This is a genomic window from Thermoleptolyngbya sp. C42_A2020_037 (genome assembly GCF_015272455.1).
Taxonomy (GTDB): domain Bacteria; phylum Cyanobacteriota; class Cyanobacteriia; order Elainellales; family Elainellaceae; genus Thermoleptolyngbya.
This window is the reverse complement of record NZ_JACYLP010000028.1, coordinates 146,752-164,844: the sequence shown is the minus strand read 5'-3', so window position 1 is coordinate 164,844 and position 18,093 is coordinate 146,752. Positions and strand designations below refer to the sequence as shown.

Below are 18,093 nucleotides of genomic sequence, written 5' to 3'. Positions count from 1 at the left end.
TATCTACCCCGCAGAGGGCAATTAGGCTGAAATCTCTCTGTCTAAGATCCCAAATTGGGTAGATAGGCTGATTCAGATCTGTCTAAGATCCCAAATCGGGGAATTAGGCTGACGATTGTCTGTATAATACCCCTGTTTCAGGGAGTTAGGCAGACGGCTTTACACAGGCTTCAGATAAGTGGGGCTGATGAATAGGCGCGATGCAGCGTTAGGTGCAGTTGCCCTGTTTGAAATTTTCGATTGGGGAGTTTGGATTTTGGATAGGCAGACTAAACCGCCAAAATCCAAAACCCAAAATCCCCCTTATCTGTTCTTACTCATTCGCGCCAGGGTTGCTCCGCATTTCGCGGTGCAGGCAGCGCAGCACTTCGCCGGGTTGCTCGGCATTGAGGACGATGCCGTTGGGCGGAAATTCCAGGGCGTGCGTCCACTCAAAGCGTTCGGCGTAGCGGAGCAGGTGCAGCCGGTCGATCGCCAGTTGCGCGTCTTCGGGCAGGCCGATGATGTAGTGGCGCAGGCGGCGACGGTGGGGCAGTTCGCAGGTGAGCGGGGGCAGCGAAAACTGGGTCGCCTCCGAGCGTGGGGACGACCAGGTGTATTGAACTGTTAGCATTTGGGGTTTCCTCCAGGAAACGAGTGGGGTAGGAAACCCCGAAATGTTGGCCGCCCCCGGAGGTGAAGCGCTGGGACAGGGCGGCCTACAATGGACGCAGCCCTGAGACAGGCGGTGACTGTCGAGGGGTCAGGCGTTGGTGGGTGTTGCGAGCACCTGCCAATGCCGTGGATGACTAAACGACCAAAATTTCGGGGGAAAGGTAAGCCGCGCTGACTTGGGGTCATTCACAGCTTGATGGACGATTGTACTGGATGCGATCGCCCTCGTCAATTGCCCTGATGACTTATGCTCTTGCAACCCTATCCATCCGGCGATCGCCTGGTGCGAATGTTCAATCATCCGGTGGTACTTTGTCTGGGCAATCAGGGTGAAGTAATTACAGGTAGCTCAGCAGGGATACTGCGATTTTGGGAGTCTGGAAGTAATCAAATTGTGACCGTGAAAGCACATGAGGGACAAATTCATGCGATCGCCATTAGCCCTAACGGTACTCAAATTGCAACCCTAGGTGAGAAGAAGATAAATGCTACCGGAGATAGCCAGATTCGGGTTTGGAATCGCCAGGGAGATCTGCTGGAGATATTGGAGGAAGATGCCTCAACGCTTTTACGAGAAGGCACGATTGATCAGCTAACTAGCTCATTCTCTTTGAAATTTACGCCTGATGCAGCGCAAATCATGGCCGCTGAAACAGGTCAAGTTGGCCCTACCTTCCGATGGACACTATGAACCTAGAGGCAGGGCAGAAAAGTCACTCAGAATAAGCTCGTGAAGTTGTCACGCTCAGATCCTAACCGTTACACATTCGCGTAGGGCAGCAAGACGATGTGGCGATCGCGATCGATCAAGAGCCAGCCTTCTTCGCGCAGTTGGCTGATCAGGCGCGTGACTGTGACGCGAGTCGTGCCGATGGCGTTGGCAAGCTGCTGATGAGTCAGGCGGACGCTCAGGCGGGTTCCCTCTGGAGCAGGCTGTCCCACTTCCCGCTTTAGCAGCACCAGCAAATGCCGCAGCCGATCTTCCACCCGGCGATAGCCCACCATCGCCAGCACGGCCTCCGTTTGCCGCAGCCGCCGCGCCATGTGTTGAAAAATGCCCTGCGCCAGCATGGGCGACTGTTCAACTTCTGACCAGGTGAGGCGCATCAAGTCTACGTCCGACAGCGCAGTGGCGTGATAGGGACGAATCAGCGTCAGCGGCAGCCCAAACGGCATTGAAGCGGAAGCCAGCCCCAGCAGCGCCTCGTCGCCCGTGTCATAAAACGTGCCCAACTGCACCACGCCCCGGCAAACCACCCAGACTTCATGTGGCGTGAGCGGGATGTCTTGCCCTGCACGGAAGGACTGCAAGCTTCTGCCCTGATAAAGTTTCTCCAACAACAAGCGCAAGTCTGACTGGCTGGGAACTTCTAGGGCGAATGACTGAAGCATATTGAACTCCCTTGTGTGAGCGTGCCCCCTCAATCTAGGATCTGCACCTAAAGACAGGGTAATTCTCTGGTTTAGAGGAGGTTAAGATCCCGTATACTCACGGATACGCAATCATTTGCAATTTTACGTAAGAATTCATGGGTTTATCTATCCAACCGGTCTGGAAGGGGCGGATTGGCAGATGGCAAGTTGGCGCTCCGAACCCAATCGACGAACTGGCGGGCGGTGCGGCCCGATCGCCCGTTTTGCTGGGTTGCCCACTGTAGGGCCTGAAATTCCAGCGTCTTGGGGTCGAGCGGGAGGTCATTTTGGCGGGCGAGATGACGCACGATGTCCAAGTAGGTGTCCTGGTCAGCAGGTTCAAAGGTGAGCGTCAGCCCAAAGCGATCGCCAAAGGACAGCTTTTCTTGCACCGTGTCCCAACTGTGGATTTCGTCGGCATCACTAGGGCGGGGGCGATCGCCAAAAAACTCGCGGATCAGGTGACGACGGTTGGAGGTGGCGTAGACCACAACATTGGGCGATCGCGCGACTACGCTGCCCTCTAGCACGACCTTCAGCGCCTTAAAGGCTTCGTCGTCTTCTTCAAAGGACAGGTCATCCACGAAGAGAATAAACGCCTGCGGCACCTCGCGCAGCAGCGGCAAAATGTCGGGCAGTCCCGCCAGTTCCGCCTTGCCAACTTCGATGAGTCGCAAGCCGCGATCGCCATACTGATTCAGCAGCGCCTTCACCAGCGACGACTTGCCCGTACCCCGACTGCCATACAGCAGCACGTTCAGCGCCGGAGCGCCCGCCAGCAGCGCCTCAGTATTTTGCAAAAGCGTCTGTTTTTGCCGCTCATAGCCCACTAGCGCATCGAGCGAAATTGGGTCGGGATGGGCAATCCCCTCTAGCCGACCACCTTGCCAGCGAAAGGCACGATAGCGGGCATAGTCGCCCACGCCCGCGCGGCGGTAGTGTTGCGCCAGATCGGGCAATAGGCTGGCCCAATCGGCGGCGGTTTGAACCTGAGCGCGAAGTCGTTGGGTTTGCAGGGCTGTCGGTGCTGTTGGCAGATCGTCTGCTGCGCTCCAGCCCACCGGCGGCAGCGACAGCCCGGCGGCGATCGCCAGCCATTGCCCCAGGCGATCGCCCGTGCAGGTGGTATAGAGCGCCTGGAGCGATCGCAGGTCGGCAGCGGCGGCGGCCACCAAGGGTTGCGGCAGGTCGCTCAGGTCGGTTCGCTGGGCCGCCTGGGTAAAGGGGTTGTCGTCTAGCAAGATCTGGTCGAGCAGGTGCGATTGCCAGCTTTGCTGACGAGTCGCCAGCGTATGAAACCAGTCGCCATAGGTATGCAAAAGGTCTACCCGGTCGGCGGGCGATCGCCCCAGTGCGGTCAACAGCCGCAGCAAAGCCTGCCCTGGCGCTTGCCGCAGCACCGATTGATAAACCAACAGGGAGGCGGCTTGCTGCTGGAGGAGGTGAATTTGCTTTAAAACCTGGGCATCCATTCGGCGATCGCGCGGTTGAGGAAACAGAGTTCGGGACGGGGGGCGGAGGTCAGCCCGACTCGTTTGCATTCAGTCTGCATTCAGTCTGCATTTAGCCTGTATCTTAGACTGAACAAATTCAGAAAGAACACAGCGGCGAACCCCCACACCCTGAATCCCTAACCCTCTTTCTCGTCCACCATCGACAACATGCCTTGCAGCGCGGCGGGGATGCTCTTGGGGTCCATAAACATCACCTTGCTGCTGTCGCTCTTGCCGATGGTGTTGCCCATGTCGAGGTAGCCCAGCGCCAGCAGAACCTGACCTGCCTCCATTGCGCGGGGGTCGTTTTTCAAGGCTTGCGTGACGATGCCGATGGCTTCGGCGGTGGCCTGGGCCTTTAGCACGGCGGCCTGGCGCTCGGCCTGGGCCTTTAGCACGGCCGCTTTTTGGTCGGCTTCGGCTCGCAGCACGACGGCTTTCTGGTTTGCCTCGGCTTCGAGAACCTGCGCGTCGGCCTTGCCTCGGGCAGAGTTTACCGCCGCTTCGCGATCGCCCTCGGAGGTCAAAATCGCCGCCCGCTTGCGCCGCTCAGCAGACATTTGCAGTTCCATCGACTCTTGCACCGCTTTCGACGGCACGATGTCGCGCAGTTCCACGCGAGTCACCTTCACGCCCCAGGGGTCGGTGGCGGTGTCTAGCTCTCGCAGCAGGATTTCATTAATCTGCGATCGCGCAGTAAAGGTTTCATCTAGCTCCAGCTTGCCCATCTCGGCGCGAATCTGGGTCAGCACTAGGTTCACCATTGCCGCCTGGAGATTTTGCACTTTGTAATAGGCTTTTTCCATGTCCACAATCCGCCAATAGACCACCGCATCCACTGTGATTGCTACGTTGTCTTTGGTAATCGACGGCTGGGGCGGAATGTCCAGCACCTTTTCCCGAATCGTTTCCTGAAACGCAACGCGATCGGCAAAGGGCAGGATAAAGTTCAAACCGGGCTTTAGCTTCTTGTTGTAGCTGCCGAGGCGTTCGACCAGGGCTTCGTTCCCCTGGTTCACAATTTTGACAGAGCTAGACAGCCCCGCCGTACCCAACACCAGCGCAATCAGAGCGGTGAAAAAACCTTCCATGCAAAACCTCCAAAATCCAAATGTGAATCCAATGAATCCAATATGCAAGAGCAACTAATCCGCGACTTACCCGCAGCGACTCATCCTCGGCGATTTATCCTCAAGCGACTTACCCTCAACGACGCACCATATGCTCTGGCAGCACGATTAGCGTGGTGCCCTGACGTTCTACCACCACCACCTTTTGATCAGCGGCGATCGCCAAATTTTCGTCCTCACACCGGGCCTGCCAGGAGTTGCCTTCGTAGATCACCCGCCCCGTTTCGCCAGGGGGAATCGAGGTCAGCGTCCGCGCCTCGTGGGAATCTTCGATCAAGCGCGATCGCCGCTGCGGGATGAATCGGCGCGACAGCACCACCAGCAGCACCGACAGCACCAGCCAGAGAATTACCTGAAGGCTGACCTGCGGCACCGACAGCGCCACAAAGGCAACAATCAGCGCACTAATTCCCATCACAAATTCCACGAACGCAGTCGGCAGGACGATCTCCATCATGCAGAGGACAATGCCTGCAATTAGCCAAATCACGCTAGGACTCATGGTCATCAGCCGTTATCCGAGAGAGAGGGACAAACGATACAAGGAGAAAGCCAGGAGAACGCTTGGTTGAGAGACTTTTCAGCAAGACGCTGTGGACGAAAAGACTCTGTTGACGAAGAGGACTATATTTCGAGGAGCAGAGGGCTATGCAGAGACATGAATGCAAGGAATGCAAACGTCGCCGCTTAAATCCAACACGTCGGTGTCACGGGTTCATTACGACACTTTCGATACTACGGATAGCTACAAAAAACGCTGGCAATATTCCAGATGGACGGCCGTTGAACGAGCCGCTGGGTTCAGACTGCGGGTGGCGATGTTTCAGCCAGTTCTACGTGAAATCTGGGTAACGTCTGCACAAACCCTGGGACGCGCTCGGATTGGGGGATTGGTTTGCGGGTTTGAGCGTCTGCCTGTTTGAACCCAGCCGCTTGAATCTAGCCACTTGAATTCAGCCACGCTTGCAACATTCGACCGGAATTGTCGCGTTTTCTGGAATTGGCGCTATCTTTGGCTAGTTAAGGGCTGCCCTAGTCGGGCTTGCTGAGATGCCTTTCACTCCCCTTCTATCCTGACTGATTCCATCTTGAACGACCCCGTTCCAAAATCAGAAGATTTGAATGATGGCTTAACGATTGGTCAGGAATTTAGAGGATCGTGCCCGACGGGCAAGGCATTCAAAATCCGTCGCCCAGTCTGATAGACCCTGTTAATTAGCTCAGCGTCGAACGCCTCTATCACGCTTATGATCTCCTCTTCACCTCCTTCGCGTCGTCCGGCGGCGCTGCTGTCTACCCGAATCCAGTGTGCCCAGGCAGATTGTCAACACGACAATCCTGCGGATCAATCGCTGTGTGAACACTGTGGGCGGCCGCTGACCTATCGCTATCTCTGGGTTGTCGGGCAGAGCGAGGGGGTGAATCCGGCCCATGTGTCTCCGTCGGGACGCTATCGAGCCGTGTCGCCGAGGGTGTGGCTAGATACGCAGCCCGCCGCTGCGCCCGACCTGCCGCAGCCCTGGCCCGAGGAGGCGCTGCCCTATTTCCACCTGTTTCCCCATCGGCTGCATCTGCCCGTGCTGTTTGGCTTTGGCTGGCATGGGGGGCAACGGCTGATGCTGCTAGAGAATGTGCCCGTAGATGCGGCGGGGAAACTGCTTCCGGCGATCGCCCCTAGTTTCGCGGCTGCGTCTCCGACTCGTCAGGTCTACTGGCTGTGGCAAATTCTCGACCTGTGGGCTCCGCTGCGCGACTATGGCGTGGCGGCCAGCCTGCTGATGCCAGACAACTTGCGGGTAGAGGGCTGGCGGGTGCGTCTGCGGGAGCTAATTCCCGATCGGCTGCATCCGGGGGGGCAGCCGTCCCTGGCGGATCTGGCGGCGGGCTGGCTGGGCTGGCTGGGGGCAATGCAGATCCAGGTGGCAGACCCCGTGCGATCGCTCTGCGAGCAAATGCAGCAGCCCATTGCCGACACGCCAGAAGGACTGCGGGCGATCGCCCTCCAGCTTAACGACCTGCTGCTGCAACAATCGACCCAACTGGCGCTGAAGCTGGCGGTGGCGGGTGGCACAACGGCGGGCCCTCAGCGGGCCCACAACGAAGATGCCTGCTATCCGCCGACGCAGCACTCGGCAGAAACCAGCCTCACCTGGCTCCAGAGTCCGCCTGACTTGCTCTCTGGTCTGGGCATCGTCTGCGACGGCATTGGTGGGCACGCGGGCGGCGAGGTGGCCAGCCAGATGGCCGTGCGATCGCTCGTGATGCAACTGCGGGCGCTGCTGTATGAAGTGGCAGAGGAAACCACCGTGCTGTCGCCGGACGTGGTAATGCAGCAGCTAGAGGCGATCGCCCGCGTGGTGAACAATCTCATCGCCAGCCAAAACGACAGCCAGCAGCGCCAGTCGCGCCAGCGCATGGGCACGACCCTCACGCTAGCGCTGCATCTGCCCCAGCGGGTCAACGGCGGTACTGCCCAGGAGCTTTATCTGCTCAACGTGGGCGATAGCCGCGCCTACTGGATTACGCCGGAGCGCTGCCAGTTGCTCACGCTAGACGATGACCTGGCTGGGCGGGAGGTGCGCCTGTCTCGCGCCACCCATGCCGAAGCCCGCAAGCATCCCAACGCAGGCGCTCTGACGCAGGCCGTAGGGATTCATGAGGGCGATCGCCTCTATCCCACGGTGCAGCGCTTCATGATTGACGAAGACGGTGTGCTGCTGCTGTGTACCGACGGACTCAGCGACCACGGCTGGGTCGAAGCCCTGGGGCCAGAAGTGGCGCAACTGCTGTTCAATGACCAGCTTACGCCGCAACAGGCCGTGCAAACCTGGCTGGAACACGCCAACCAGCGCAACGGCCACGACAACGCTTCGGTGGTGGTGATGCGCTGCCGCGTGACGGCGCAGGCTCCAAAACTGTTCGACCCGACGGTGTTCGACCCGACAATGACGGAGCGGGCGATCGCCACCGCCATGCCCCAGCCCGCCCCAGATGCCGATGTGGAGCTATCTCAGGCTTCGCGGGCCCTGCTGTTTGACGACACCCTCGATGCGCCAACTCCGGCAAAACTTCGTCCTAAGGGAGATCGCTGGATCACGATGCTGCTGCTGGGCATCACGCTGCTGACGCTGGGAGCCGCAGGCGTGCAAATCTGGCGGCAGATGCACACTCGCCAAACGCCGCGCCTCTGGCCCAGCGCCCCGGTCGATCAGCCTGCGACCCGCGACCCAATGGATTCCATCAACACCCAGCCTTAGGCTGAAGGATCATCCTGTGAGATGATGAGAGATGCTGTTTTGCTAAGCACCTCTCAAAAATTGCTGGCTTGTTACAGGTCAGCCTCTTTTGTATAAGACACTCTTTGGAACCCTTGGAACACTATGAAGGCTGGCGATCGCGTCCGGGTGACTGAATCAGTCATTGTTTACCACCATCCCGAACATCGCAACGAACCCTTTGACCTCAAAGGGCAGGAAGGTGAAGTTGTCGGACTGGCAAATACTTGGCAGGGCAAAGCCATCAGCGCCAACTTCCCAGTCCTGGTTCAGTTCACCAAAAAATTCAAAGCCCATCTGCGCGAAACGGAGCTAGAAATCATCAGCTAGCATCCGAGCCTGAGTTAGAAGCCTCTGGGTCAGGCTCAGGGAGCTTGGGCTTGTCCGACCGTCGGTTCAGCCATCCAAAGAAATTTAGCTCCCGCTGCATCTGGGCAAGATCCCGCTGATTTTCGGCAGCCGTTTCGGCGTACCACTGGCAATACTGCTCAAAGGCCTCGCGATAGCGCACCTCGCGATAGAACTCGTAGGCTGCATATTGGCTTTGCAGGATTTCCTGCGCCTCGGTTTCAGGCGGCGGCAGAATGCGGCGGTAGAAGATGGGTTCCGGCATGGTCACGCTTACAGCCACCCCCGCAGTCGGTAGACCAGCAGCCCAATATATTCCTTGAGGGCGCGGGTGGTTTGCTGAAGGCGATCCGCATCCGGCATAACGTTGAGAATTGTGGCCTGCCAGGAATTATCGACTTCTTCGAGTTCCTGGTTGCTCACAAAAAAGTCGGTGGGCGCAGGGATTGCGTCAATGCCCAGCTTTTGGAAAATTTTGAGCGATCGCGGCATGTGCATCGCAGACGTGACCAGCAAGATCTGCTGAATGCCCCGTTCGTCTAGAATTTTTTTCACATTTACCGCGTTTTCGTAGGTGTTGAGCGAGGTCTGGTCTTCCAGAATGGCATAGGAGGGAACGCCCAAATCCTGCGCCAGCTTTGCCATGTCGGTCGATTCGGGTGGACCACCGCCTTTCCAATAAATTCGCCCGCCGCTCATGATCACCAACGGCGCTTTGCCCTGGCGATATAGCTCGGCTCCATACAAGACGCGATCGCCCGGCTCCATCACATCGATCGACGGGCGCGGCGGAATATGCGGCTTCAGGCTGCCCCCCAGCACCACGATCGCCCCAGCACGCGGCAACTCTCCTTCGGGAATATGCTGCCACTCCAGGGATTGTGTCAGCGCGTTGGACAGCCGCAGGTTGCTGCCCAAGAGCAGGCTGGCCAGCGCCAGCACCAGAGACACTGCGGCCAGCCGCGGCCGCTTCCATAGCGTCGCCAGCGCCACCAGCATCAGCACACACGCCAGCCCAACTGGGTAAATAAACAGCGGCAAGAGTTTGGAGAGGAACAGGAACATGAGCAGTTGGAGATTGGGACAATCAGGTGGGTTGGGGTAGGGTGAGGGGTTACTTTATAACTCCATCACACCATCCCCCACTACTCTAATGCCCTCGCTCCTGTCCTGGCTGCTCAAGCCGCGATCTATCCAAAATCAAATAGCTAACCCTCAATTGCCAGCCGTTCGGAATTACCAACCGTCTGGAACGTCCCGACTTTCGATCCAGTCGTAGAGGTCGCGCTCTGCCTTGGCGACGTTAAATAAATGCAGCCCAAAATCGCGGGACAGATCCTCACAGGCCTTGATGCCCCGGACGCTGTTGCCCTTTTCGTCGAGCAGGGGCGAGAAGGTGCCAATGCCCAGCTTTCCGGGCACGACCGCAGTAATGCCGCCGCCGACCCCGCTCTTGGCAGGCACCCCCACGCGATAGGCCCACTCGCCGGAATAGTCGTACATGCCGCAGGTCAGCATGACGCTGATCACGTCCTGCACATAATGCTCATCGATCGCGCGATCGCCCGTGATTGGGTTCACACCGCCGTTGGCCAGCGTAGCCGACATCATCGCTAGGTCGCGGGCGCTGACCAGGATGGAACACTGCTGAAAGTACAGATCGAGTGTTTCATCAATGCGGTCGGTCACCATGCCAAAGTTCAGCATCAGGTAGGAAATCGCCCGATTGCGGTGTCCGGTTGCTTTTTCAGACAGAAACACGGGCACGTTGATGTCGATTTCTTTGCGTCCGGTGTAGCGCAGGAACATATCCAGAATGCGCTTGAGCCGATCGGTGGCGCTGTTTCCCTTGATCAGGTCAGTGGTGGCGATCGCCCCCGCATTCACCATCGGGTTATAGGGTCGATTCGTCTTTTCGTCCAGCACGATGGAATTAAACGCCTCACCCGTCGGCTCCACGCTCACCTTGCTGTTGACATACTCCCGCCCGTGATCTTCCAGCGCCAGACCATAGACAAACGCCTTAGAGATAGACTGAATCGTAAACACCTGGTCGCAGTCGCCCACATCAAACACGCGCCCGTCCGTTGTGACGACACAGATGCCAAACCACTCCGGTCTAGCCTGGGTCAGTTCTGGAATATAGTCCGCAACCTTTCCGGTGTTGAGAGGCTTGTATTTTGCGTGCAAATCGCTCAGATAAGCCCGAAACGGCGATGCCACAGCCTGAATCGAGTTTGCCAGCGATTTCAAGTCTCCGATATCCGCCATAGCTGCCTCAACATAGCTACCTCAAACAGTGACCTTAAACAAACTTAGGGGCAAATCTGGACATGAAGGGGCAAGTCTTAAATGAAGAATGAACATAGAGGCGATTCGTCTGGTATCCGCTATTTAGATAGGGTTTGCGGATTTACCGCAACACAGAATCTACGCGCTAATCCGTGTCCCGGATCTGCTGCGCCAATCGCTGAAATTCCTGGCTTACTGGATGATCTGGGAACTTCATGCAAAACACGCCCTCGCTGGCCAGCTGCACCACATCTTCAGACAACGGAAAGATGCCCGCCACCGGGGCATCGTAGGTTTCTTCGATCTTTTGCTTCAACGCCCCAAAGTTGAGGCGGCTATGTACCTTGTTGATGGCCAGCAGCATCTTGCGGACGCGCAACTGTCGGGCCACGTCCACCGCCACCGCTGTTCCCTGATAGTCTTGTTTATCGGGGCGCAGCAGCAGGATCAGCACATGGGAAATGGCGATCGACAAAAAGGTTTCCTTCGATAGCCCCGGATGCGTATCGATAAACAGGTAGTCCAGCTGGAGGTTTTTGACCAGGCTGCGGAAACCGTCGTTGAGCAGCTTTACGTCGTAGCCTTCTTTGAGAATGCGGGCAATGTCGTCTGCTTTGACGCTGGAGGGCACCAGCAGCACCTTTCCGTCGCCAGATAGCCCTGCGTTGGCGCTCACGTCGTAGGCGGCTTCCTCAATCGGCGCTTCTCCCCAAAGGTAGTTGTTGAGCGTCTTCGTTATTACATCGGGTTCCAGGCTGAAGATGTTGTGAATGCCCGGAGAGGGCACATCAGTATCGACCACGCCCACCCGGTTCCCCTGCATCGCCAGCGCGGCTGCCAGGTTTGCCGTGAAGTTAGATTTGCCAGTGCCACCCCGATAGGAGTGGATCGAGACGACTTTAGGCATCAGAGGCTTGTGAAAGCGTATGACTTTCAGTAGATAAAAGTACAGTCAAACAAGGTGTGCCTTTCAATACAAATTTGCTCTAATTGCGGATTTTTTCTCTTGTTTTAGCTGAGGATATCAGTCTTTTCCCTGGTTTTCACCGCTATTAACCAAGTTCGTTACCATTCAGTACAACAGGACACAAATTCCGAAGAAATGATTAACAAACACGGGGATTGCCCAAGATTCCTGGCAGGATCAATATAATTTCAAATGAGGTCAGCCGAATAAAGACCTTAATCATAAACTACTGTTATCAATAGCAATAGGCGCCAGTTACCGTGTTTGGTATCTGGCGCTTTTTAGCCTTTATGTAGCTCCAGAAGTTCACTCAGAAAGTCAATAGGCAAGCGTTTCTAGTGTTTCTCGTAGGTAGCGACGAACGCGCTGATCCAGAGGTAAGGTGCTGAGTTCGTCTGCGACTGGCGGATCGCCCGCTGCGGATTCAGCCGCCGACTGTTCGCCGCTGCGCTCAAGCTGCCAGCGCTGGAAACCAGAGCTAGAGGCGATCGCCTGCTTTAGGCTTTCCCAAATGGTTTCGTCATTTGAGACTGAGGGATTTGGCAGCGAGTTGGAAGGTGTGGATGAGCTGGTCATAGGATCTCAGTAATGCCTCAAACGTTAGATCAGCAATCAATCAACCGAGCAGAACACAGCGAACCGTCAAGAGACTTAATCTCACAAGATACAAAGCTAAAGAGGGAAAGCTAGGTAGTCGCAATGCAAACGCATACAAAAGCAGCACAAGGGTTCAGGCTTAAACCTGTTTCCTTTCTCACCATAGCGTACTCTTTGGGGCGAGTTGTGCTTTGAAGCACGGTCGCTGTGCCGGATCAAGCCTCGACCCGCCCAAATTTTAAGTCTTTACTCAAATCTTGCAGCAGCCTGCGGCTTCTTTACGGGTTCTCGGCGGGCGGGCACTCTGGCGACTCGAATTCGGACGCTGCATCGTCGGTCAGGCTGACATCGGTCAGCGGATCGGGTAGCTCACGCAATAGCTCGGCATCTACCGCTTCCAGGGCCTCTGCGACCAACGCTTCTACGTTTAAGTCGAGCGTGTCTGCGGAGATGGGGTCTGAGGGTTCCTCCAGGGAATTCTGCTCAGGGGCGATCGCTCCCTCGGGGGTTTCCTCTGTTTTCTCTATCGACTGTTTCTCTATCGACTGATTTGCCAACAGAGCGCTGGCATCGACAATTTCCAGGGTTTGGGGTTCTGCGGAGTCGTGGGTCAATTCTGGGGTTAATTCTGTCGCGCTGGCATCAATCAGTTCTGGGAGTTCTGGGGTGGAATCCGGCGCGTCCAGGGAATCCAGAGCGTCTAGCCCAGCGGCGATGCCGCTGCCAAAATCGTCTCCAAGATCCAGGCCAGGGTTGAGAGTTTCGGTGTCCAGAATCGTGGCTTCCGCTGGGGGGGGTTCGGGAGCCTGGGCAATCAGGTCTGCTGCCTGGGCAATCGCCCCCGCCATCGCGTTTATCTCTGCCACGCCCTCGTCTGCGTCTGAAGGCGCTGCGGCCCCGTCTGGCGGCTCTGCGGAAACCCGCACTTCTGAAACGATCGTCTCTGAAACCACGGCTGCGGCATCTGACAGGGGTGCGGACGAAGCTTGTGCGTCTGAAATGGCTTCCGAACCGACACTCGTGGGCTGGAAGCTCTCAGGCGAGTCCTCTCTCTCAGGCGGGTTCTCTACTTGGAACGCTTCAGAAAACGGCTCAGGCAGGGCGGTGGAAGTTTCCAGCGGCGGTTCTGGGGTTGAAACCTCTGGGCTTACAGGTTCCGGGATTGCAAGGTCGGGAGTGCCAGAGTCTGGGGTCAGTTCCGGCGCGAGAGGCTGCGACCCTGAAGGCTCAGATTCGTCCCAGGGCGACTCGTTCAGCGCTTCGTCAACCATCAACGGTGCAGCGGAGGGCGGTTGGGGGCGATTCCCGTAGGGCTTGCTTCGCGAATCGCGCTGGATGGCAGGCGGAACGCGGGGCGCAGCGGTGACCAAATCGGGCACAATTTGCTTGACCCGAAAGCCGGGAATCGTGAAGGATTTCGCCACTTCGTCCGGCGTATAGGGTGCGAACTGGGCGATCGCCCCATCGGTTGACAGCAGCACCCGAATCACGCTCAGCGGCACTTGCACAAACAGGTTGCACAGCAAAAACGCGATGGCTGCAATGAGCAGGCCCAGCGCCCGGTTTTGGGGCAGGGTTGCGGCGGCTTCCGTCGCCACGGGCGCAAAGCGAAACAGTTGCCAGAGCAAGAGAAACAGGGCGATCGCTGCCGACCCCGCTAGTGCCTGTACCTCAGTTCCCTTGAACAAATGCAGCATCCGTCGCCGATCGTCCGACAGCGCATCGGGGCGCAGCGCCAGCGGGGTCAGGCTAAAAATACAAAACGGCCGCTTCCACTGCATCCACAGCACGGGCGCAATGCCCACCACCCCCACCAGCAGCACCTCCAGCCACACGGGCAGCCACGGATCACCCACCGCCAATCCGACCAGGCACACCTCCGCCAGCAGGGGCACTGCCGCCAGACCTGCAAGATGAACCCAGAGATACGGATCAGACCAGAAAGATCGCATAGGGCTTACCAGAGTATCCGCCGCGATAGCAGCGAGTGTTACAGCAAAAATTAGAGCCTGGGGCTAAGTTTCTTGACCTACTTTTGTGATCCTAATCCAACCCGCGTGCGATCGCGCTGTTTCTATGGCACAACGCTCTCCCCAGGGCGGGTCGCGTTCAGCCACGGTTTACCACAGCGCCGATGCTGCGATAGATGCAGAGGATTGCCCCAGACTGTTTCAAACCCCAACATCCTGCTTACATCCCTTAACATGGTCAGTAAGCTAAAGGGCAGGGACTCGATCGCCTTGGGGCAGGACTTTCACACTCGCAGCCTCCCATCCTGATCCCCCCTTAACCTCCTGAATCAGGAGGAATGCTAGGAATGCCGGAAGGATCATTGTTTCAGGAATTGGGATGCCGCTGGATCGCTTTGGTCGCAACATCAACTACCTCCGCATTTCCCTCACCGATCGGTGCAATCTGCGCTGCGTTTACTGTATGCCCGTTAATATGACGTTTCGCCCACGGGCAGAACTGCTGCAAGACGCAGAGTTGTATCAACTGCTGCCGATTTTTGCCAAGCTGCTGGGCTTCAACAAGTTTCGGCTGACAGGCGGCGAACCCACCCTGCGAGAAAACATCGTCGAAATCGTCCGCTTTATCGCCGACCTGCCCGATGCGCCAGAGGTCGCCATGACCACCAACGGCGTGCTGCTGGGGCAACTGGCTGCGCCCCTGGCGGCGGCCGGTCTGCGCCGCGTCAACATCAGCATCGACACGCTCAATCCAGAGAAATTTCAGCAGATTACGCGCTGGGGAAAGCTAGACGACGTATGGCGCGGAATGCAGGCGGCGGCCGATGCGGGGCTGCGGGTGAAGCTAAATGCCGTTGTGGTGCGCGGCTTTAACGATGGGCAGGACGTGGTAGACCTGGCGCGGCTGACCTACGAATTTCCCTGGCAGGTGCGGTTTATCGAGATGATGCCCTTTGGGGAAGTATCGGGCTTTCAGCAGCAAAACACGGTCAGCGAGGACGAGTTGCTGGGCGTGATTGGGCAACACCTGCAACCGCCAGCCCTGCTGAACCAGGGAGAACTGGATGGCGAAGCACGGCTCTATCAACTGCCCGGAGCGCTGGGCACGCTGGGCTTTATTAGCTCTGTGACGAAGCCGTTTTGTGCGGGCTGCAATCGGGCGCGGCTGACGGCAGACGGGCGGCTGCGGCTCTGCCTGCTGCGGGAAAAGGAACTGGACTTGCTGACTCCGCTGCGCCGGGGAGCCAGTGTAGATGACCTGAAGGCGCTGATTGAAGAGAGCATCTGGTGGAAACCCTGGGGCCACGGGCTGGCAGATCGGGACGTGCCGATGAATCGGGTGATGTCGGAGATTGGGGGCTAGTGCTGGGAATTGGGGCGTGAATTTTCTCGATTCCAGTCGGCTTGAAAGCTCGTCTAGTCTGCTTGAGTGCCCGCGCTGCCGTTCAAGTCTGAGCGCGATCGCCCCCGCGACAACTGGGCGATCGCCCAACGCGCCGTCGCCTGCACCTCTGGGTCTGGGTCATTCACCGCATGGCTGAGCAGGTCGCTCATCTGCGTCACCACGTCATACATGCGCGTCACGTCTCGAATCGCGTTTTTGCGAACATCGGCATTGCTGTCGCGCAGGGAGGTGAGCAAGGCTTGCTTCATCGGCTTGAGCGTCCGCAGGGCAATCTCCGACAGCGTTGCCAGAATCAGGCCGCACTGCTGCGAATCGGCCTCCACCAGCAGATCGACCAGCGGCTGCACTGCCCGCGAATCGCCCGCCTGACCCAGTTCCCAAATGGCCTTGCGGCGAGTCGCTGGGTCGGGGCTGTGCAGTTCCTCCAGCAGCTTATCCACGATGCTGATGCGCTGGAGCCGGGTGGTTTCTGTGAGAACGGTTTCCAGGGAAGTTTCAGGGTTTGAGTCGGGTGCGGCGTGGGCTAGGGAATCCACAGACTGGGGCGATCGCGCTGGCGTAGGAATCAACGCCTGGGAGGAACTGGTCGCCGCGATCGGGCCCACCGTTTCCCACAGCATATCGGGCTTTGGATCAGGCTGTGGGGCGGGTTCAACGCCCGTCGCGCGGGTCACGACCTCAGAAGTCGCAGGTGAAGCCTGTGGCGGTGCATCGCCATTCCCTGTGGCGGCATGACCTGTGGCGGCATGACCTGTGGCGAGGTTGCTTGGGGCGGCCGACTCTGCCGCTGCCCGCGACCAGCCCGGATTGAGCGGCGGCTCCAACGGCACGCCCACCCCTGAGCCGCCGGCCCCATCGAGCGCAGGCCCGCTGTCTGTTTCCAGCGTCCCCAGCCGACTCTGGCGCAACTGGCTGTAGATAACCCCGATGGCGATCGCCAGCCCTGCCAGCAGTCCTGCCCAGCCGATCCAGTCTGCGGATTCAGTCGATTCTGGTTCCGGTGGCACTGGCTCCCGCTGCGGCACTTCAGCAACTTCGCCAGACTCACCCACTGGCAACTCAGACGGTTCCACACCCGCTTCATCTTGGCCTATTCCACCAGCAGACACATCTTCACCACCAAACAGCGGCGCTTCATCCCCCAACAGTTCCACTCGAGCCTGCCGCAGTCTGGCGCGGGTAGGGTCGTCTAGCTCACCCGTAGCCACCAGCCCCGATTCTTTTTGAAACGTCAGCAGCGCGGTCTGCGTCTCTTTGCCAAACTCGCCATTGATCGCGCCGTAGTAATAGCCCAGCCGATTGAGCGTGGTTTGCAATTCTTGCACAGCCGCGCCCCGGCTGCCCAAGCCCAATAGCTCTGGCGGCGAGGGCAAAGGAGCGCTGGACGGGTCAGTTGGCTGGCGGGTCTGGGCAATGCGGAATGCAGGGGCAATTGCCCCATCCGTCTGTGCCTCCTTGCCGCTGGTTTGAGCTGCTGCAACAAAACCCCAAGGCGAGCTAGCGGAAACCCCTCGCAAGTTGGCAGCGAGTCCCACAGAAGAAATCACAGTCAGCAGCAGAACCGCAGAGCAGCGCATGAAACTCCAGGTCAAGATTGCAGACGGAGGCACCGTAGCTCGGAGGAGAACACCATCACGCCCGTTTTCACCTCAGCAACTCTAGGTTATAAATGCCCGTTATAAATGCCCATCGAACACCCATTTCATCGATCCATTTCACCTAGTAGTCAGGATTTTAGAGTGAATTTACGCTACCAGATGCGCGGCGCGGATTTACCCTTCAGATGACTATTTTTCCAATTCTAGGCAGCTTTAACGGCTCTAGTATCCAAGCACGAGGGGCAACGCCCCCCACTAGCTTAGTTCTAAATCAATTTCACAGAATGTTCGGACGGCCTGCCAAATCGCATCCTGTTGGTCGGTTAACGCATGGTCACTATCAAATTCCAGTAGCGTCACCCAGGGGCGCGTAGCGGCGTAATCTCGGCTGGACTGAATTGGAATTACGTCATCTCGAACCCCGTGCAAGATCAGCGTGGGCACTGGCCGCCTCAGCGTGGTGTGATCATACATCGCTGCATCCGAGACAAATCCATAATGCAGCGGCCGCATTGCCTGATCGCCATAATGATAAACCGACAAAAAGCCGGTCGTTTTCCACTGCTCGACCTGCGCTGGGCCCAGGCGAGGCAGCCAGTGATCGAGAAACCCAAACGCCGGAGCCAGCAGCACCAGTTTTTGCACCTGGGGAGGGCGATTCCCGCAGGGATCGCTTCGCGAATCGCCCAGCCAGGCCGCCGTCAGCCCCCCAAGGCTCGACCCAATTAGCACCACAGGCTCCGGTGGAGGCGGCAGCAGCGCCTCTACCTGGGCAATTTGGCGACTGAGCGTTAGATGGGCAAAGTCATTTTGGTTTAAATCTGGGATGACCAGAGAAAGACCCGCCGCCCGAAAGCGATCGCCCAGATCCCGCGCCTTAGCAGAATTAGGACTCGACGCAAACCCATGCAAGTAGCAGTAGAACACCATTGCTCAGTCGTTTTCTGGTCT

General features: G+C 57.9%; 17 protein-coding genes. 4 read left to right on the top strand and 13 right to left on the bottom strand.

Annotated features, from left to right (window positions below; translation table 11 throughout):
• Positions 1-313: 313 nt before the first annotated feature.
• Positions 314-613 (bottom strand): hypothetical protein, encoded by a 300-nt coding sequence (locus tag IGS16_RS09020; RefSeq protein WP_297085049.1) that lies wholly within the window; start codon positions 611-613, stop codon positions 314-316.
• Positions 614-901: 288 nt separating this feature from the next.
• Between IGS16_RS09020 and IGS16_RS09015 the strand changes: the two genes are divergently transcribed.
• Positions 902-1,345: a hypothetical protein gene (locus tag IGS16_RS09015; RefSeq protein ID WP_297085048.1), complete on the top strand. Its 444-nt coding sequence runs from the start codon at positions 902-904 to the stop codon at positions 1,343-1,345.
• Between the two features lie 68 nt (positions 1,346-1,413).
• Here the strand turns inward: IGS16_RS09015 and IGS16_RS09010 are convergent, their stop codons facing one another.
• The 4 genes from IGS16_RS09010 to IGS16_RS08995 all read right to left on the bottom strand — a co-directional run bounded on the left by IGS16_RS09010 (position 1,414) and on the right by IGS16_RS08995 (position 5,198).
• The gene (locus IGS16_RS09010; RefSeq protein WP_068510594.1) at positions 1,414-2,046 is read right to left on the bottom strand and encodes a Crp/Fnr family transcriptional regulator; all 633 of its coding nucleotides are present in this window, start codon (positions 2,044-2,046) and stop codon (positions 1,414-1,416) included.
• 143 nt (positions 2,047-2,189) lie between these two features.
• Positions 2,190-3,608: an ATP-binding protein gene (locus IGS16_RS09005; protein WP_297085047.1), complete on the bottom strand. Its 1,419-nt coding sequence runs from the start codon at positions 3,606-3,608 to the stop codon at positions 2,190-2,192.
• Positions 3,609-3,697: 89 nt separating this feature from the next.
• On the bottom strand, positions 3,698-4,651 hold the full coding sequence (locus IGS16_RS09000; protein WP_297079788.1) for an SPFH domain-containing protein: 954 nt from the start codon (positions 4,649-4,651) through the stop codon (positions 3,698-3,700).
• Between the two features lie 115 nt (positions 4,652-4,766).
• Positions 4,767-5,198 (bottom strand): NfeD family protein, encoded by a 432-nt coding sequence (locus tag IGS16_RS08995; protein WP_068510600.1) that lies wholly within the window; start codon positions 5,196-5,198, stop codon positions 4,767-4,769.
• Positions 5,199-5,937: 739 nt separating this feature from the next.
• Here IGS16_RS08995 and IGS16_RS08990 point away from each other — a divergent pair.
• Both IGS16_RS08990 and IGS16_RS08985 read left to right on the top strand, forming a co-directional pair.
• Positions 5,938-7,947 carry a PP2C family serine/threonine-protein phosphatase gene (locus IGS16_RS08990; RefSeq protein WP_297085046.1) on the top strand — a complete coding sequence of 670 codons (2,010 nt, stop codon included), beginning with the start codon at positions 5,938-5,940 and terminating at the stop codon, positions 7,945-7,947.
• Between the two features lie 123 nt (positions 7,948-8,070).
• Positions 8,071-8,295: a ferredoxin-thioredoxin reductase variable chain gene (locus IGS16_RS08985; protein WP_068510603.1), complete on the top strand. Its 225-nt coding sequence runs from the start codon at positions 8,071-8,073 to the stop codon at positions 8,293-8,295.
• On the opposite strand, the gene IGS16_RS08980 is transcribed toward IGS16_RS08985, so the two are convergent.
• From IGS16_RS08980 to IGS16_RS08955, 6 genes are all read right to left on the bottom strand, one after another.
• On the bottom strand, positions 8,288-8,578 hold the full coding sequence (locus IGS16_RS08980; RefSeq protein ID WP_297085045.1) for a hypothetical protein: 291 nt from the start codon (positions 8,576-8,578) through the stop codon (positions 8,288-8,290). The genes IGS16_RS08985 and IGS16_RS08980 overlap by 8 nt on opposite strands.
• A gap of 8 nt (positions 8,579-8,586) precedes the next feature.
• Positions 8,587-9,378, bottom strand: a complete 792-nt coding sequence (locus tag IGS16_RS08975; RefSeq protein WP_297085044.1) for a YdcF family protein — start codon at positions 9,376-9,378, stop codon at positions 8,587-8,589.
• A 171-nt stretch (positions 9,379-9,549) separates the two neighbouring features.
• Entirely contained in the window at positions 9,550-10,584 is a 1,035-nt protein-coding gene (glsA, locus tag IGS16_RS08970; protein WP_297085043.1) for a glutaminase A, read from the bottom strand.
• 166 nt (positions 10,585-10,750) lie between these two features.
• A complete protein-coding gene (locus IGS16_RS08965) occupies positions 10,751-11,512 on the bottom strand; it encodes a MinD/ParA family protein (protein WP_297085042.1) in 762 nt (253 codons plus the stop codon).
• A 378-nt stretch (positions 11,513-11,890) separates the two neighbouring features.
• Positions 11,891-12,148: a hypothetical protein gene (locus IGS16_RS08960; RefSeq protein ID WP_297085041.1), complete on the bottom strand. Its 258-nt coding sequence runs from the start codon at positions 12,146-12,148 to the stop codon at positions 11,891-11,893.
• A 299-nt stretch (positions 12,149-12,447) separates the two neighbouring features.
• Entirely contained in the window at positions 12,448-14,121 is a 1,674-nt protein-coding gene (locus IGS16_RS08955; protein WP_297085040.1) for a low-complexity tail membrane protein, read from the bottom strand.
• Positions 14,122-14,518: 397 nt separating this feature from the next.
• On the opposite strand from IGS16_RS08955, the gene moaA reads away from it, so the two are divergent.
• Entirely contained in the window at positions 14,519-15,502 is a 984-nt protein-coding gene (moaA, locus tag IGS16_RS08950; RefSeq protein WP_297085039.1) for a GTP 3',8-cyclase MoaA, read from the top strand.
• 53 nt (positions 15,503-15,555) lie between these two features.
• On the opposite strand, the gene IGS16_RS08945 is transcribed toward moaA, so the two are convergent.
• Positions 15,556-17,154 (bottom strand): peptidoglycan-binding protein, encoded by a 1,599-nt coding sequence (locus IGS16_RS08945; RefSeq protein ID WP_297085038.1) that lies wholly within the window; start codon positions 17,152-17,154, stop codon positions 15,556-15,558.
• Positions 17,155-17,397: 243 nt separating this feature from the next.
• The gene (locus IGS16_RS08940) at positions 17,398-18,072 is read right to left on the bottom strand and encodes a YqiA/YcfP family alpha/beta fold hydrolase (protein ID WP_297085037.1); all 675 of its coding nucleotides are present in this window, start codon (positions 18,070-18,072) and stop codon (positions 17,398-17,400) included.
• Between the last annotated feature and the right edge of the window lie 21 nt (positions 18,073-18,093).